The 15034-nt window shown below is 64.1% G+C and carries 18 protein-coding genes; 12 read left to right on the plus strand and 6 right to left on the minus strand.

From position 1 onward, the window contains the following. The first annotated feature begins 103 nt into the window (after positions 1-103). The 6 genes from GLL_RS20850 to GLL_RS20875 all read left to right on the plus strand — a co-directional run bounded on the left by GLL_RS20850 (position 104) and on the right by GLL_RS20875 (position 4645). The gene (locus GLL_RS20850; RefSeq protein WP_011144035.1) at positions 104-2347 is read left to right on the plus strand and encodes a heavy metal translocating P-type ATPase; all 2244 of its coding nucleotides are present in this window, start codon (positions 104-106) and stop codon (positions 2345-2347) included. A gap of 186 nt (positions 2348-2533) precedes the next feature. Next, a complete protein-coding gene (locus tag GLL_RS20855; RefSeq protein ID WP_164929439.1) occupies positions 2534-2815 on the plus strand; it encodes a hypothetical protein in 282 nt (93 codons plus the stop codon). Positions 2816-2876: 61 nt separating this feature from the next. Further along, complete coding sequence (locus GLL_RS20860) at positions 2877-3098, plus strand: hypothetical protein (RefSeq protein WP_011144037.1); 222 nt, start codon at positions 2877-2879, stop codon at positions 3096-3098. Continuing rightward, positions 3095-3418 carry a type II toxin-antitoxin system PemK/MazF family toxin gene (locus GLL_RS20865; protein ID WP_011144038.1) on the plus strand — a complete coding sequence of 108 codons (324 nt, stop codon included), beginning with the start codon at positions 3095-3097 and terminating at the stop codon, positions 3416-3418. Before GLL_RS20860 ends, GLL_RS20865 begins: the two co-directional genes overlap by 4 nt. Further along, positions 3415-4080 (plus strand): hypothetical protein, encoded by a 666-nt coding sequence (locus GLL_RS20870; protein WP_011144039.1) that lies wholly within the window; start codon positions 3415-3417, stop codon positions 4078-4080. Before GLL_RS20865 ends, GLL_RS20870 begins: the two co-directional genes overlap by 4 nt. Before the next feature lie 154 nt (positions 4081-4234). Beyond that, entirely contained in the window at positions 4235-4645 is a 411-nt protein-coding gene (locus tag GLL_RS20875) for a fasciclin domain-containing protein (RefSeq protein ID WP_164929440.1), read from the plus strand. A gap of 65 nt (positions 4646-4710) precedes the next feature. Here the strand turns inward: GLL_RS20875 and GLL_RS20880 are convergent, their stop codons facing one another. Further along, positions 4711-4965: a hypothetical protein gene (locus tag GLL_RS20880; RefSeq protein WP_164929441.1), complete on the minus strand. Its 255-nt coding sequence runs from the start codon at positions 4963-4965 to the stop codon at positions 4711-4713. A 201-nt stretch (positions 4966-5166) separates the two neighbouring features. Between GLL_RS20880 and GLL_RS20885 the strand changes: the two genes are divergently transcribed. Next, the gene (locus GLL_RS20885) at positions 5167-6726 is read left to right on the plus strand and encodes an amidase family protein (RefSeq protein WP_011144042.1); all 1560 of its coding nucleotides are present in this window, start codon (positions 5167-5169) and stop codon (positions 6724-6726) included. On the opposite strand, the gene GLL_RS20890 is transcribed toward GLL_RS20885, so the two are convergent. Further along, positions 6716-7504: a hypothetical protein gene (locus GLL_RS20890; RefSeq protein ID WP_164929442.1), complete on the minus strand. Its 789-nt coding sequence runs from the start codon at positions 7502-7504 to the stop codon at positions 6716-6718. The genes GLL_RS20885 and GLL_RS20890 overlap by 11 nt on opposite strands. Next, positions 7497-8693 (minus strand): glycosyltransferase, encoded by a 1197-nt coding sequence (locus tag GLL_RS20895; RefSeq protein ID WP_011144044.1) that lies wholly within the window; start codon positions 8691-8693, stop codon positions 7497-7499. The genes GLL_RS20890 and GLL_RS20895 overlap by 8 nt, the downstream gene beginning before the upstream one ends. A 57-nt stretch (positions 8694-8750) precedes the next feature. On the opposite strand from GLL_RS20895, the gene shc reads away from it, so the two are divergent. Beyond that, positions 8751-10664 (plus strand): squalene--hopene cyclase, encoded by a 1914-nt coding sequence (gene shc, locus GLL_RS20900; protein WP_011144045.1) that lies wholly within the window; start codon positions 8751-8753, stop codon positions 10662-10664. A gap of 179 nt (positions 10665-10843) precedes the next feature. Continuing rightward, entirely contained in the window at positions 10844-11935 is a 1092-nt protein-coding gene (locus GLL_RS20905; protein ID WP_011144046.1) for a phytoene/squalene synthase family protein, read from the plus strand. Between the two features lie 32 nt (positions 11936-11967). Here the strand turns inward: GLL_RS20905 and GLL_RS20910 are convergent, their stop codons facing one another. Beyond that, complete coding sequence (locus GLL_RS20910) at positions 11968-12363, minus strand: VOC family protein (RefSeq protein WP_011144047.1); 396 nt, start codon at positions 12361-12363, stop codon at positions 11968-11970. Next, positions 12363-12671: a hypothetical protein gene (locus tag GLL_RS20915; RefSeq protein WP_011144048.1), complete on the minus strand. Its 309-nt coding sequence runs from the start codon at positions 12669-12671 to the stop codon at positions 12363-12365. The genes GLL_RS20910 and GLL_RS20915 overlap by 1 nt, the downstream gene beginning before the upstream one ends. Before the next feature lie 107 nt (positions 12672-12778). Between GLL_RS20915 and GLL_RS20920 the strand changes: the two genes are divergently transcribed. The 3 genes from GLL_RS20920 to GLL_RS20930 are packed head-to-tail and all read left to right on the plus strand — an operon-like array spanning position 12779 to position 14276. Further along, the gene (locus tag GLL_RS20920) at positions 12779-13081 is read left to right on the plus strand and encodes a hypothetical protein (RefSeq protein WP_164929443.1); all 303 of its coding nucleotides are present in this window, start codon (positions 12779-12781) and stop codon (positions 13079-13081) included. Beyond that, complete coding sequence (locus GLL_RS20925; RefSeq protein ID WP_011144049.1) at positions 13078-13524, plus strand: hypothetical protein; 447 nt, start codon at positions 13078-13080, stop codon at positions 13522-13524. The genes GLL_RS20920 and GLL_RS20925 overlap by 4 nt, the downstream gene beginning before the upstream one ends. A gap of 11 nt (positions 13525-13535) precedes the next feature. After that, a complete protein-coding gene (locus GLL_RS20930) occupies positions 13536-14276 on the plus strand; it encodes a hypothetical protein (protein WP_011144050.1) in 741 nt (246 codons plus the stop codon). Here the strand turns inward: GLL_RS20930 and GLL_RS20935 are convergent. Next, positions 14244-15026 (minus strand): YdcF family protein, encoded by a 783-nt coding sequence (locus tag GLL_RS20935; RefSeq protein WP_011144051.1) that lies wholly within the window; start codon positions 15024-15026, stop codon positions 14244-14246. The genes GLL_RS20930 and GLL_RS20935 overlap by 33 nt on opposite strands. Positions 15027-15034 lie beyond the last annotated feature (8 nt).

Here is a 15034-nt window from a genome sequence, read left to right on the forward strand (position 1 = left end):
AAGCGCTTTTGGCCTACTTGAACCGAACACAGGGCTTTTGCGCTGCTATCATGGCGGTAGACATTCAAGAACAAAGGAAGTTGACCCTCCTGGGGGGGATAGGATGAGTAAGTCCCTGGAAGTCGAAGTGCGCGGGATGACCTGTGCCTCGTGCGCCAGCCGGTTGGAGCGGGTGCTCGGGGGGATCGACGGGGTGGTGGCCGCGAGCGTCAATCTGGCCACCGAACGGGCACAGGTGAGTTATGTGCCGCCCGCCGAACCGGCGCACTTGCGCGCGGCCATCGAAGCAGCAGGGTTCAAAGTTCCTGCCGCCGCCGATACTGCCAATACCGACGCGCGCACCCTGGAAACAGAAGCACTGAAGGCATCGGTGATCTTCTCGGCCGCCTTCGCCGTGCCGCTGGCGGTCCTCGCGATGTTGCCGATGCTCTGGCCGGCCCTGGAGACGGCGATGATGGCCGCCGCTCCCGAAGCCGTCTGGCGCTGGTTGATGTTCGCACTGGCCACCCCGGTGCAGTTCGGGCCGGGGCTGAGATTCTACCGCAGCGGCTGGGCGAGCCTGCGCCATGGGGCGCCCGACATGAACGCGCTGGTGATGATCGGCACTTGCGCCGCTTACTTTTACAGTGCGACGGCGGTGCTGTTTGCGGGGTGGTTTCCGGCGGGTACCGGCCACGTCTATTTCGAGGCGAGTGCCGTGGTGATCACCTTGATTTTGCTGGGCCGCTACTTCGAGTCGCTGGCCAAGGGGCGCGCCTCCGAGGCGATGAAGCGCCTATTGAACCTGCAGCCGCCCACCGCTCGGGTGGTGCGCGACGGCATCGAGCAGGAGGTGCCCGTCGAGGCGGTCGCGGTGGGGGATGTGGTCGCCGTGCGGCCCGGCGAGAAGGTGCCGGTCGATGGCGAGGTGATCTCAGGCGCCAGCTACGTCGATGAGAGCATGATCACCGGCGAGCCGCTGCCGGTGGCCAAGGGCGAAGGGGCGGCGGTCGTGGGGGGGACGATCAACCAGAACGGCGCCTTTCGCTTCCGGGTAAGCCGTGTGGGAGCCGGGACCGTACTGGCGCAGATTATGCGGCTGGTGGAGACCGCTCAGGCATCCAAACCGGCCATCCAGGGGCTGGCGGATAGAGTTGTGGCCTACTTCGTGCCCGTCGTGCTGGTCATCGCCGCGCTTACCTTCGTGCTCTGGGTGGTCTTCGGCGGCCCCGCCGCCGTCGGTTTCGCCCTGGTCAATACGGTGGCGGTGCTGATTATCGCCTGCCCCTGCGCCATGGGCCTTGCCACCCCCACCTCGGTGATGGTGGGCACCGGCAAAGCGGCCGAACTGGGTGTGCTCTTCCGGCGGGGTGCGGCCCTGGAGACGCTCGCAAACGTGCAGGTGGTGGCCCTCGACAAGACCGGCACCCTCACCCGCAGCCGGCCGGAATTGACCGATTTTCTGGCCCAGCCCGGTTTCGAGCGCCAGGAGGTTTTGATCCTGGTGGCTGCGGCTGAATCGATGAGCGAACACCCGCTGGCGCGGGCGCTGACGGCCGCGGTGGGCGATGTTGCGTTGCCCGAGGCCGAGCGCTTCGCCGCCGTCCCCGGCTACGGCATCGAGGCGATGGTGCAGGGCCGCCGGGTGCAGGTGGGGTCCGAACGCTACATGGGTCGCCTCGCCGTCGCCACAGACGCGGTGGCTTCCCGGGCCGTCGCCCTTGCCGCGGCGGGCAAAAGCCCGATCTACGCCGCCGTGGATGGACGGCTTGCGGCCGTGCTCGCCGTGGCCGACCCGATCAAACCCGAAAGCCGCGCCGCTGTCGAGCAATTGCACCGCCAGGGTCTAGAAGTGGTGATGGTAAGCGGCGACAACCGCCGCACCGCCGAGGCCATCGCCCGCGAACTGGGCATCGAAACGGTCATCGCCGAAGTGCTCCCGGACGCCAAAGCCGAAACGGTGCGCAAGTTGCAAAGCGCCGGCCGGACGGTGGCGTTCGTGGGAGACGGCATCAACGACGCCCCGGCCCTCGCCCAGGCCGACGTCGGTATCGCGATCGGCACCGGCACCGATATCGCCATCGAGACCGGCGAGGTGATCTTGATGGCGGGCGACGTGGGCGGTGTGCCCAACGCCATTGCCCTCGCCCGCACCGCCCTGACCAACATCAAGGTCAACTTGTTCTGGGCTTTTGCCTACAACGTCCTGTTGATTCCGGTGGCGGCAGGGGTGCTCTATCCGGCTCTCGGCTGGCTGCTCAACCCCGTGCTTGCAGCGGCGGCAATGGGTTTTTCGAGCCTCTTTGTGGTCAGCAACGCCCTGCGCCTGCGCCGCTTCCGCCCGCCGCTCACCCACCATGCGGCCTGACAAATTGGAGAAATCGTTACAGACTGTGTTCGAGTTGATCTCGCTCGAGAGCAGCTCACTATAATGCGCGAACCACCGGCGGGGTTGGGTCTGCCGTTCGACATCGCCACCGCCTGAAAGTCGGTAGTGGCGATGTCAAGCAAATCTCGGCCCACCGCCTTCCGGCTCGCAGCGTCGGAGGCTTCCATGTTCTCGCAAAATCGCAAGATCGTCGTTACCGTCAAACCCGAGCATTTTCACAAAGAATGGCGGCTGGTGGGCAAGTTTCACCGCCGGACCAACGAGTTGCTGGAGTTGCTGGTGATGCCGCCGGAGGTCACCTGCCCGGCCGACGCCCGGCAGTATTACTGCCTGCTGATGCTCAACGGCTCGATTCGCGATACGTTGCGTTTGCGTGGCCTTAACAATCTCGATCGGCCCCTCACCTGGACGTTCGACTCCGGCGGCCAGGAACTGGGCTGGTGTTGAGGCGCTCTCCGTCTTTGAGGACGAACCCGTGTTAACTTGGGTGACGTAATCGGTCGTTTCGATGCAGTTTTCCATCTCTTTGCCGGATGAACTGTTGGAATATATGGACAAGCGCGTTACCGATCGCAGTGTGTTGATCGAATCACTGCTTCAGGAATGGCGCAGGCGCACCGAAGTCGAAACGATGGTGGAAGCGGCCTTTTTGCTGGATGGGTCCGACTTGTCGTGGGATAACGAATGTCAGCAGGCGATGCTTACAGACTGGGAAGCCTCTGGTTTGTGAGATTCGACCCCTCGGTGGGAAGCGAAATTCAGAAGACTCGTCCGGCGCTCATCGTCTCCGCTACTCCCTTCAACGGGCGCACCAAGCTGACGATGCTGCCGCTCACTTCGCGCGAGCCAAACAACCCGAAAATGCTGTCGGTGCTTGTCGCTGTCGAGCCTTCGCTTCAAAATGGCTTGAAGCAAAAAAGTTATGTCATCGGCATCGATCCTGCCACCTTCGACAAGCAACGGTTGGTTCAGTACCTCGGCCAACTCGAAGCCGACCCACTGCGGCGCGTGCAAAGAATTTTGCAATTGTATCTTGGATTGGGGCCGTGATCGCAGCCGATTTCATCCTGGTGCCCCGAGGGGCGGAGTACGAGGCGGTACGCCAGGGCGTTTCAGACAGCAGCATTGTGGTGATTGCCATTCCCGCCGGCCCGACGGCGGTGAAGCGCTTTTTGAGCGAGTTCTCCTGCCGAAACGGCAGCCGGATCTGGTCTATGGGCCTGTGCGGCAGCTTGAGTGAGCAGTTGCCCGTCGGGCAGGTGGTCGTCTACCGTGACTGCCGCCCGGTCCAGCCGGAGGCCGCCACCCTTGCGTGCGACCCCGAACTGGTGCAGTCTTCACTCTCGCGCCTTGAACGGGCGCGGTTGGTCAGTGCCCTGGGCACCGACCGGGTGATTGTCTCTGCTGCCGAGAAGCAAGCCCTCGCTCGGCAATTCGCAGTCCGGGTGGTGGATATGGAAAGTTACACCGTCCTTGAAGCCCTAAGACCGGCGGGCATCTCGGTCGGGGTGGTGCGGGTGGTGAGCGACGGTGCCGCAGGCGATCTGCCGGATCTCAGCGGCGCGTTTGATTGCACAGGCGGCCTGCAACCGCTCGCCCTGGCCGCCGCCCTCGTGCGCTCTCCCATCGCCGGGGCTCGGCTGGTGGGCGGCTCGCTGATCGCGTTGCGGGTATTACAGACGGTCGCCAGGCGGTTATTGGGCCCGGATTGATATTAAGAATGCAGCGCTATCTTGATCACAGCTTCTGCTATTCAGATCAGCATAAGTGAGTAACGACGGTCACAAATCCCCACATGGGCAGATTTCGCGCCCACTCCCTAGAGGTAAATTAGTAGCGTTGAATACAAATGACAAGGAGCAGCGCATGGCAAGCATTGTTGATACGGCCGTTCAAGCAGGCACCTTCAAGACCCTGGCGCAGGCATTGACCGCCGCCGATCTGGTGGACACGCTGAAGGGCAGTGGTCCTTTCACCGTCTTTGCTCCCACCGACGATGCCTTTCAAAGCCTTCCTGCCGGTACTCTGAACGATCTGCTCAAGCCGGAGAACAAGTCCAAGTTGGCGAATATTCTCAAATACCACGTCGTCTCCGGCAAAGTGATGTCTAGCGACATCAAGCCTGGCAACGTCGCGACTGTGGCGGGTGAGTCGATTTCGATCCAGACCCAGGGACAGCAGGTGATGGTCAACGAGGCCCGCGTCACCAAGGCCGACATTGCCGCCGACAACGGCGTCATCCATGTGATCGACAAAGTTTTGCTGCCCAAGGGCTAACGGTCGTATTCGCCCCTAGGCGTTCACATTTTTAGCACCCGCCGGAGCACTCCGGCGGGTGCTTATCAATAGCGGGCCCGGCTCGGCTGCAATACCAGACCGAATTCCTCCTGTACCGCCCGGTCCCGCCCATCCTCGCAGCGATAGAAATACGCCTGCAGGTGGGCGCTGTAAACCAGCTCGGCAAGGCGCGCTTCGCCGGTGGCTGCAAGCAGCCAACCAGCAATGTCCGCCGCCGGGGTGTAGGTCACCCGGCGGCCGTATCCGGCAGCGTCCGGATTTTCGAACGTTTTGAACAGAAACTCGGGCAGGTTTGCCATGGATATCGGGTGGAATTTGGACCACTCTATAGCACCGCAGACGCAACTTTGTCGTCTGGATAACATTCTAGCGCAGTAGACTTTCCCGCCGCTTTGCGGTGTCCGCGATTGCTGTATTCGGTCTACCGAACGTGGTATGGATATCCAGCAATCCAAGCTGCTGGGGGTTCTATGGTGTTGAGGAAACCAGGCTTCGCGACGATGGCGGCCGCGGGCGGGCTGTCGATTTTACTGGGTACCGGCCGGGCGTTCGCCGCCACCTGCCCGCCTGCCGGTCCGCCGTTGGCGGAGACGACGGTGGCCGCTCTGCAGAAGGCCCTGGCCTCCGGGGCGCTCACCTCGCGCCGGATTGTCCAGGGCTACCTCGATCGGATCGCCTGCTACGACAAGCAGGGTCCAAAGATCAACGCCGTGCTCGAAATCAACCCGGACGCGCTCGCCATCGCCGACGCGCTCGACGCCGAGCGGCGGGCGGGCAAGGTGCGCGGACCTCTACACGGCATTCCGATACTGCTCAAGGGCAACATCGCCACGGACGACCGGATGCTCACCACCGCCGGTTCGGTGGCGCTCGTCGATTCGCTGCCCCAAAAGGACGCCTTTATCGCCACCCGTCTGCGCGAGGCGGGGACGGTGCTGTTGGGAAAGGCCAACCTGACTGAGTTTGCCAACTTCATGTCCTACTACATGCCCTCGGGCTACAGCTCCCAGGGCGGCCAGACCCTCAATCCGTACTTTCCGGCCCTCGAAGACAACGGTGTGCCCACGGTCACCCCCTGCGGCTCCAGCGCCGGTTCGGGGGCGGCGACGGCGGCGAACCTGACGGCCATTTCGATCGGCACCGAGACCTCCGGCTCGATTCTCTGTCCCTCCAGCTTCAATTCGCTGGTGGGGATCAAGCCGACCGTGGGCCTGGTGAGCCGCACCGGCATCATCCCGATCTCGGCAAGCCAGGATGTGGCAGGACCGATGACCCGCACGGTGGCCGATGCGGCGGTGCTGCTTGGTGCCATTGCCGGGTACGACCCGGCCGACCCGGTGACCGCGAGCAGCGTGGGCCAGATCCCGGCCGATTACCGAACTTTTCTTAAACTGGATGGTCTGGTGGGGGTACGCATTGGCCTGCCCCCGGAATATCTTGATTTTTTGGGTCCGGAGACCCGTCCTGCCTTCGATCAGGCCCTCGCCGTGCTGCGCGCCCAGGGAGCGGTGATCGTCGATGCGCCGATCGCCACCACCGACGCGCTGTTTGCCTCCCCGTCGGTGATCACCGTCCTGACCTACGAGTTCAAGCGCGATCTCAATGCCTATCTGGCCAAGGTCAAGCCCGGTACCACGATCGACACGCTTTCCGAAGTGATCGACTTCAATTTCCGCAAACGCGAAGTGGCCCTCAAGTACGGCCAGGGACTGCTGGTCGACAGCCAACAGCGCCGATTGCAGGACGGCACCCCGATCACCGCCCAGGGCTATCGCGACGCCCTTGCCGAGAAGAGGCTGCTCGCCAAAACCGAGGGCATCGATGCCACCATCGCGAAGTATGACCTCGACGCGCTGTTGTTTCCGACTTATTACGGCTCGTTCGTCGGCGCGGCTGCCGGGTATCCGTCGGTGATCGTCCCGGCGGGCTACGCCACAGGCGGGCTGCCGATCGGCATCACCTTCCTGGGCAAGGCCTTCAGCGAGCCGCAGCTGATCCAGTACGCCTACGCCTACGAGCAGGCTTCCCTCGCCCGCCGTCCGCCGGAAGCTACGCCCTGACGGCGGGGCCTGAGGCGATTAGCCGCAGGCAAAAGAGCATATAGAGCGTCCAGCCCAGGGGACCCACCAGCCGCAAAGCCGGGCCGATCCCGGCGATGGCGGCGTTGCCCGGCAGCAGGCGCTCGGCCCACGGCGTGCCCACAAGTGCGAAGCTCAGGGGCAAAGCGAGCAAGGCGACCAGCAATCCCAGGGGCATAAACGCCAGGGCGGCGGCCCACCAGTGCCCCTCGGTGAGCCGCCAGCTTCTGGGCAAGGGCGAGAGAGCCCCGTGCTCCTCGACAAAGTGCAAGGGCACCGTCACAAAAAGACGCACCCCCAGGTATATTCCCGGTACCGCCAGGACAATCATCGCTCCAAAAGGCACTGCCACTTCCCAGAAGGCGGCACCCGCCAGCAGCGCCGCCTCGAAGCGGCGGTAGGCAAAGTAAAAAAGCCAGGCGGTGGGAAGCATGGCCGCTCCCACTGTCAGGATGCTGGTGGCGATGAGTTTGGGCCAGGTGCGCACTCCCCGACTGAAGGCCGCTCCAAAGTGACGGTCGCCTGTGCCGGTGAGCGCCTGGTGGGCGTAGGCGAGGCTGGTGCCGGTGAGGACAGGGTCGAGCACCAGCGGCACCAGGGCCTGGGTGGCGCCGCGCACCGGTCCCTGCGGCAGGCTCCCCACGGCGAGGTTGGCCGCCAGAGCGATCCATTGCAGCACCAACAAGGGCAGGTAGACGCGGGGGGCGACCCGCACCAGTTCGCGGTAAAGCGAGGACAGCGACAAATCGGCGTCAGTCACGGCGGCGGGCGTTTGGGTAGACCCTACCCTTCCAGGATCCACCCTCCCCCAGCCAGTGGCGCCAGGCCGAATCGACGGTGATCGCCGTGTAGAGCGCGGCGATGGCGGGAAGAGCCGGGGCAAGCCAGGGCGGCAATTCGTAAAAGCGCAAGGTCGGCCAGTAGGCCACGGCCATGGCGAGCCACCCCGCCCCCCCAAGGGTTACCAGCAGCGGGCTGGCCGTGAGCCACCCGGCCAAAAAAGCGATCGGAGGCACCAGGTACAGCAGCGCCATCGCCGCCACGGTGAGCACCAGCAACGCGGGGGAGTAGTCGAGTTGGGTGAAAGCCGTGCGCGCCACCATCTTCCAGATTTCTGTAAGGCCGGTGTAGGACCTGAGGCTGCGGGTGCGCCGGGTCAGCCCCAACCAGAGGTTGGCGCCGGTGCGTTTCACCTGCGCTGCCAGAGCGCAATCGTCGATCAGGCAGTCGCGAATGTCGGCGATCCCGCCGGCACGATCCAGCGCGGTGCGCCTCACCAAAATGCAGCCCCCGGCCGCCGCGGCGGTGGAATCGCTCGGATCGTTTACCCAGCGAAACGGGTAGAGCTTTTGAAAGAAAAACACGAACGCCGGAATGAGCAGCACTTCCCACGCATCGCGGCAGCGCAGGCGCACCATCAGCGAGACGAGATCGCGCTTCTCTTGTTGGGCCTTTTGCACCAGGGCGGCCAGATTGTCGGGGTGGTGGCAAATATCGGCGTCGGTGAGCAGCCAGTACTCGGGCTCCAGGGCTTCGCCGCGGCGCAGACCCTGCTCGATGGCCCAGAGCTTGCCGCTCCAGCCCGGCAGGAGCGTTTCCCCCGATACGACCGTCAGCCGGTCCTCGCGGCCGTACGCGCGGGCCAGTTCTTCCGCCAATGTGCCGGTGCCGTCGCCGCTGCGGTCGTCCACCAACACGATATGCAACAGCCCCGGATAGTTCTGGGTCAACAGCGAAGGCAGCGTCTCACCCAACACCTCCGCCTCGTCGCGCGCCGGAATTACCGCCACCACCGGCGGCAGAAGCCCTTGCGGCAGATCCCCCGTGTCCGGATCGAGCACCTCGTCGCAGCGCCAGAACCCGCCGCGCCAACCCAGCAATCCTGCCCAACCGACCGCCGCAGCCAGAGCCAGGCCCGCCAACCCAGAAAAACTATCCACCGCAAGCATTCCCACTGTTCTAGAACCGTACAATAACTGCGACAGGAGTGAACGGAACAGTTAAAAATGCAAGTCCAACCGCGCATCGAAAAAAAGCACCTAGATAGTGCGATCGAAGCGAGCCAGGCGTACCTGTTGGCTCGGCAGTACTCCCCGGGCTACTGGTGGGCCGAACTGGAGTCGAACGTGTCGATGACCGCCGAGGTGGTCCTCCTGCACAAAATCTGGCGCACGGACACCGGCCGTCCCCTCGCCAAGGCGACCGCCCACCTGCTCGCTGAGCAGCGCGCCCACGGCGGTTGGGAGCTGTTCTACGGCGACGGCGGCGATCTGAACACATCGATCGAGGCGTACATGGCCCTGAAGCTGCTGGGCCTCACCGCCGATCACCCCGCCCTGGCGCGCGCCCGCGCATTTATCCTCGCCAAAGGCGGCATCAGCCGCGCGCGCATCTTCACCAAGATCCATCTGGCGCTCATCGGCTGCTACGACTGGCGCGGCGTCCCGTCGATTCCGCCCTGGGTGATGCTGCTACCTGAGGCCTTTCCGGTCAATATCTACGAGATGTCCAGTTGGGCGCGCGGCAGCACGGTACCGCTGCTGATCGTCTTCGACCGCAAGCCGGTCTTTGCCGTCGAGCCGGCCATTACCCTCGACGAGCTATTTGTCGAAGGACGCGCCCAGGCCCGCTTCGATCTGCCCCGCAGTTCGAGCGACTGGTGGGCGAATCTGTTTGTCGATCTCGACTGGGGCTTCAAGCTCGCCGAGAGCCTGGGGGCGGTTCCCCTGCGCGAAGAAGGGCTGAAAGCCGCCGAGCGCTGGGTGCTCGAGCGCCAGGAGGCGACCGGTGATTGGGGTGGGATCATCCCGGCGATGCTCAATTCGCTGCTGGCGCTGCGCTGCCTCGATTACGATCCCCACGACCCGGTGGTCGAGCGGGGAATGGCCGCGGTCGATCGCTTCGCCATCGAGACCGAAAGCACCTATCGCCTGCAGCCGTGCGTCTCCCCCGTCTGGGACACAGCCCTGACCATGCGCGCCCTGGTCGATTCGGGATTGCCCCCGGATCACCCGGCCCTCGCGGCGGCCGGCACCTGGCTGCTGAAGAAGCAGATCCTCGACTACGGCGATTGGGCGGTCAAAAACCGGACCGGTCCGCCCGGCGGCTGGGCTTTCGAGTTCGACAACCGCTTCTACCCGGATGTGGACGACACGGCCGTCGTGGTGATGGCCCTCGACGCCGTGCGGCTGGCCGACGAGACCGCCAAGGGCCAGGCGATCGCCCGGGCGGTGTGCTGGGTGGCCTCGATGCAGTGCCGGGGCGGGGGCTGGGCGGCCTTCGATATCGACAACGACGCCCACTGGCTCAACAGCCTTCCTTACGCCGATCTCAAGGCGATGATCGACCCGAACACCGCCGATGTCACCGCCCGCGTCCTCGAGATGTACGGCCGCTGCCGCCTGATTCCCGCGGCCGCCGGTGCCCAGCGCGCCCTCGATTATCTGCGGCGCACCCAGGAGCCGGAGGGCTGCTGGTTCGGCCGCTGGGGGGTGAATTATCTCTATGGCACCAGCGGCGTGCTCTCGGCCCTGGCCGCTTTCGCCCCGGCCGAACGCACGGCCATCGAGCGCGCTGCCGCCTGGCTGCGGGGTTGCCAGAACACCGACGGCGGTTGGGGGGAAACCTGCGGGAGTTATGTCGATCGCACTTTGATGGGCCAGGGACCGAGCACCGCTTCCCAGACTGCCTGGGCGTTGCTCGGCCTCATCGACGCGAGCCGGGTGGCCCGCTTCAGCGACAGCAGCGCCCTCGAACGCGGCCTTGCCTATCTGGTGGAAACCCAAAAAGCGGACGGCAGCTGGGACGAGCCCTACTTCACCGGCACCGGTTTTCCGGGGCATTTTTACCTGAAGTATCACCTCTATCAGCAGCACTTTCCCCTGAGTGCCCTCGGCCGCTACCGCCGCCTGCTCAGTTAAATGCGGCCGGCAAGCCCGGCGCGAGTTCACTGCTCAATCTGGCAGAAACGAACCGGTTTTGTTGCGATTGTGTCGCGGCTGAGGTGGTTGAGCGAAGGTCGGGTATGCGCGCGATCAGATAACAAATCCGGTAAGCTCATCGTAAAATTCCTAGATGGTGTGTGCAGGGGTGAAGAACAATGCAAGGTACCCATGGGGCAACCGGGGGTCAAAAATCTGCTTTGCTGTTTTGCAACGCAATTCTTCCCCGAGTCTCCAGGACTTTCGCGATTAGCATCCGCTTTTTACCGGGTCGACTGGGCAGGGCTGTCCTCACCGCTTACTTGCTGTGCCGGATAGCCGACACGATCGAAGACGATCCGGCGGCGAGCGCGGGCGAGAAGGTGCGGCTTTTGGGCGAATTTATGGCGGGTTTTGACGAGGTTGAGACAGCCAGGAAGTTTCCGACTCTGGCGCAATCGGTGAGCGGCGAGGCGGCCCACGTCGAGCTGGTCCACCACACCGATTTGGTCTTCGAGTTGTTCGAGGGCGTACCCGCTCCTTCGCGCCAAATCGTCAAGCGCTGGGTGGGCGAGATGGTCGAAGGGATGCAGAAGTTTGTCGCCCTTTATCCCCACGGCATCCGCATCCAGACGCTCGAAGAATACAACGAATACTGCTATTACGTCGCAGGAACGGTAGGGCATCTGCTCACCGACCTGTGGCATGCCCACGCCCCAAGCGTCGATCGGGCCAAGTACACGGCTCTGCTCGAGCATTGCGAGGCCTTCGGCGAGGCGCTCCAGACGGTCAATATTCTCAAGGACATCGCCTGGGACGCCGAGCACGAAAATTCGATCTATGTGCCTGAGCAATCGCTGCGCGAGCACGGCAGCAGCCAGCAGACCCTGCTCAGCCCGCACTGTCTTGAGCAGAACCGGGCGGCAATCGCCTCGCTGGTGGCGCTGGCCTGGGCGGATCTCGACGCCGCCCTCGTCTATTTGCTTGCCATCCCCCGGCGGGCCGTGCCGATTCGTCTGTTCTGCATCCTGCCGTTGCTGTTCGCCTACGCCACGCTGCGCGAGATTACCCGCTCGACGGCGATGCTCACCAGCGGCGGCACCGTCAAAATCTCGCGCGAAGAGGTCAAAGCGCTGATGGTGGCCGGAGTGGCCACCATCTTGAGCAATCGCGGGATTGAGCGGCTGGTTGCGCGGGTGCGCGCCGACACTTATGGGCTGGGGTGGGGGGGATCCCCCCCCTGCCCCCCCCTTGGGAAGGGGGGGTCGTGAGGCGCCGCGGCGGCCCGGGTGCCCGGGCCGCCTTAAACTGTGGCCGATGAGGCTGGGGCGAGCAGTTCGATGGGCAGGCCGTCGGGGTCTACTACAAAGGCAACTGTGAAGGTCCGATCGCCAATCTGCTGCGGGCGGGGTTCGAGCAGGACCGGGACGCCCGCCTGTTGCAGGCGCTCCACGAGCGCGGGTACATCCTCGACTTCAAATGAAGTGTGGTAGTAACCGGTGTAGTGCTCGTCGAACCAGCTTTCGGGGGCGGGTTTGGGTTCGGGAATTTGAATCAGTTCGATGCGGCCCAGGGGGCCTGTCAGCCAACAGGCGAGGGTCATGCCGGTGGTGAAGCGCACCTCGACGGTGAAACCGAGGAGTTCGTAAAAGGCCATCGCGCGAAAAATGTCGGCGGTGCGGATCGAGACGTGGTGCATCAGCTTTTTCCTTCGAGGCGGGCGATGAGCAACTCCGCCACGGCGTTGGCCACGACAAATTCGCTGCAGGCGGTCATCGCATAATCGTCGTGGCGCATCTCGGCAAGCAGGACAATGTGGATGGAAGCGAGCAGATCCTCGCCCTCCAGACGCTGGCGGGCGTAAATCGATGCGGCGCGCTCGGCAATGTGGGGGTGGATCGCCTCGGCCAGAAATTCGCGGTCGAGCCAGGCGAGCAGCGCCCCCGCGAGCCAGCGTCTTTCGGACTCCACGTCGGTGGCCGGGGGCAGCCAGATGTCCTCTACCATGGCTCCAACTCTACCAGCCCCGCCCCAGGTCGGTTCAGTCTCTCGGGCAGGTTTGCGCGCCGGTTTGTTGCGGTAGGATGCTCTGTGAATGTTCGCAGAAGGACGGTATGGAAGAAGCTTCCGCGCGGATGAGCTGGTTCGATGAAGGGCAGGGCCTGACGCACCTGTCGGAATATTTTCAGCGCATGGAGTCCTGGCAACAAGCGATCGCCGACGGCGTCATCACCCCCGAAGAAATTCGTGAGCAGGCGCAACGGGTGATCGGGTTGCTCAAAGAGGTGGAGCCGCTGGTGGACGCGGCCGAACGGCGGACGATCACCGAGACTCTCTACGAAATGGCCGTGCTGGGGGCGATGCAGACTTCCGCCGTCTCCGCTTCGCTGCGGACGGCTGCCAAGGGGGAAACATGAAAGTCAAGGCGTACAAGATTCCCGATACTTCGCCCTCATTCCTGGCGACGGCCATCGAGTCGTGGTTTCGCTCCGAAGGGTTCGAGGCGCAGAGTTTCGCCGGTCCGGAGGGGACTTACGTGATCCAGGGGCGCAAGGACAACTTTCTGCGTTTTATCGTGGGGCTTTCGGCGGCGCTCACCGTCACGGTCGGTACGCAGCCGGACGGGGCGCTCACCGTGGCCATCGGTGCGGGCAGCTGGGTGGACAAGTTTCTGGCCGGCTTTGCGGGGGTGTTTTTGTTTGCTCCCCTCGCCTTTACCGCCGCCTACGGCGTCTGGAAGCAGGACAACCTCGAAGACAAGCTCTGGGAACACATCGCCGGGCGTCTGCCCGGAGCGGTCGAAGTGCCGGTGCAAGTTCCCGCCCCCCAGTTTCACCCGGTCAAGCTGACCCCCTCCTGAGGACATTCACCATGCAAACCCGTACCTACAGTGCGCCGGGGATCACGGCCGAGGCCCTCGCCGAGAGGGTGCGCACCTGGTTCGTTGAAAAAGAATTCGAAACCCAGTCGTTTGCTACGGCGGGCGGTGGCCAGATCGTGCAGGGCTACCGCGACGATTTTTGGCGGGTGGCGGTGGGGCTCGCTGCGGCCCTGACCGTGCAAATCAAACCGCTGCCGGGGGACACTCTCGAAGTGAACATCGGGGGCGGTGCCTGGGGCGACAAGCTCTTCGTAGCCGGGATCGGCCTGCTGCTCTTTTTGCCGTTGGTGCTGCCCGCCGCCTGGGGCACCTGGGAGCAGTACCGCCTCGACAAGGACATCTGGGAAGCGATCGAAGCGGCGCTCCCGGCGGGCAGCTCCCCGGTCGCATCTGCCCCCGCCGAAGCTGCTGCCCCCGCCGAATTGCCCGACACCTGGTTCAACGAGGAGACCAACGAGATCTACTCGGTGCAGTTTTTTCAGCGCATGGAGTCGTGGCAGCGCGCCATCGCCGACGGCCGCATCGACCAGGAAGAGATCCAGATCCAGGGCGAGCGGGTGACGGACCTGCTCAAGCGTCTGGAACCTACCCTCAGCGACGAAGCCCACGCCAAGCTCACCCAGGTGTTTCGCGAAATGGCGGTTCTGCAAGGGATGCAGTCGTTCGTGCTGGTGCAGCAGATGGGCAGTGTCTCCGCCTCAAGCCCAACCCCGCAGCCGGTAAACGAGTAGACCGACCCATTCTTTCAGGGCCAGGGTCGAACTTTCGAGCGCCGCAGCGCTGGGCAACCAGGCGAGCAGCCAGTCGTCGAGGTCCGTGCCGCTGCGCACATCGGTCGAGGCTGCGATCACCGCGAACCCGGCGCGCTCGAAGATGGCGACCGAGCGGGGCATGTGGCTGGCGCTGGTGACCAGCAAAATCCGTGTCATGCGCCGCGCCTTGAGCACCTCGGCGCTGAAGGCGGCGTTTTGAAACGTATTCCAGGAGCGCTCCTCGGTGAGGATAGCCCCTGCCGGTACCCCCAGTTCCCGGGCGAAGGCGGCCATCTGGGTCGCTTCGGGGGGTTGGTCGGGCCTGGTATGAAAAGGCGGGTTGCCGCCGCTCATCAGCACCACCGGCGCTTTGCCCGCCTTGAATAGCCGGGCGGCGTGGAGCACCCTGTCGCTCGATTCTGCTAGCTCGTAGGTGCGGTGGCGCGCATTCGGCAGATGCAGCGCCCCGCCCAAAACGACGATCGCTTGGGCCGAGGGGTTATTCTCTACGGGCACCTCGGGATACTGCGATTCGAGTGACCACAGGAGCGCGTCGGCCACAGCGGGAGCGCTAAAGGAGCCCAGCCACAGGACGATTGCCCCACACAGCCAGGTTGCCAGTTTTGTCCGCCCAAAGCGGATTGCTGTCGCAGCAGCAATCGTGAGTACGAGGCTGAGGCCCAGCGGGTAGAACAACAGCGGCAGCACTTTGCCCAGGTAGATGAACATGCCTGTCT

The organism is Gloeobacter violaceus PCC 7421 (genome assembly GCF_000011385.1).
Taxonomy (GTDB): Bacteria; Cyanobacteriota; Cyanobacteriia; order Gloeobacterales; family Gloeobacteraceae; genus Gloeobacter; species Gloeobacter violaceus.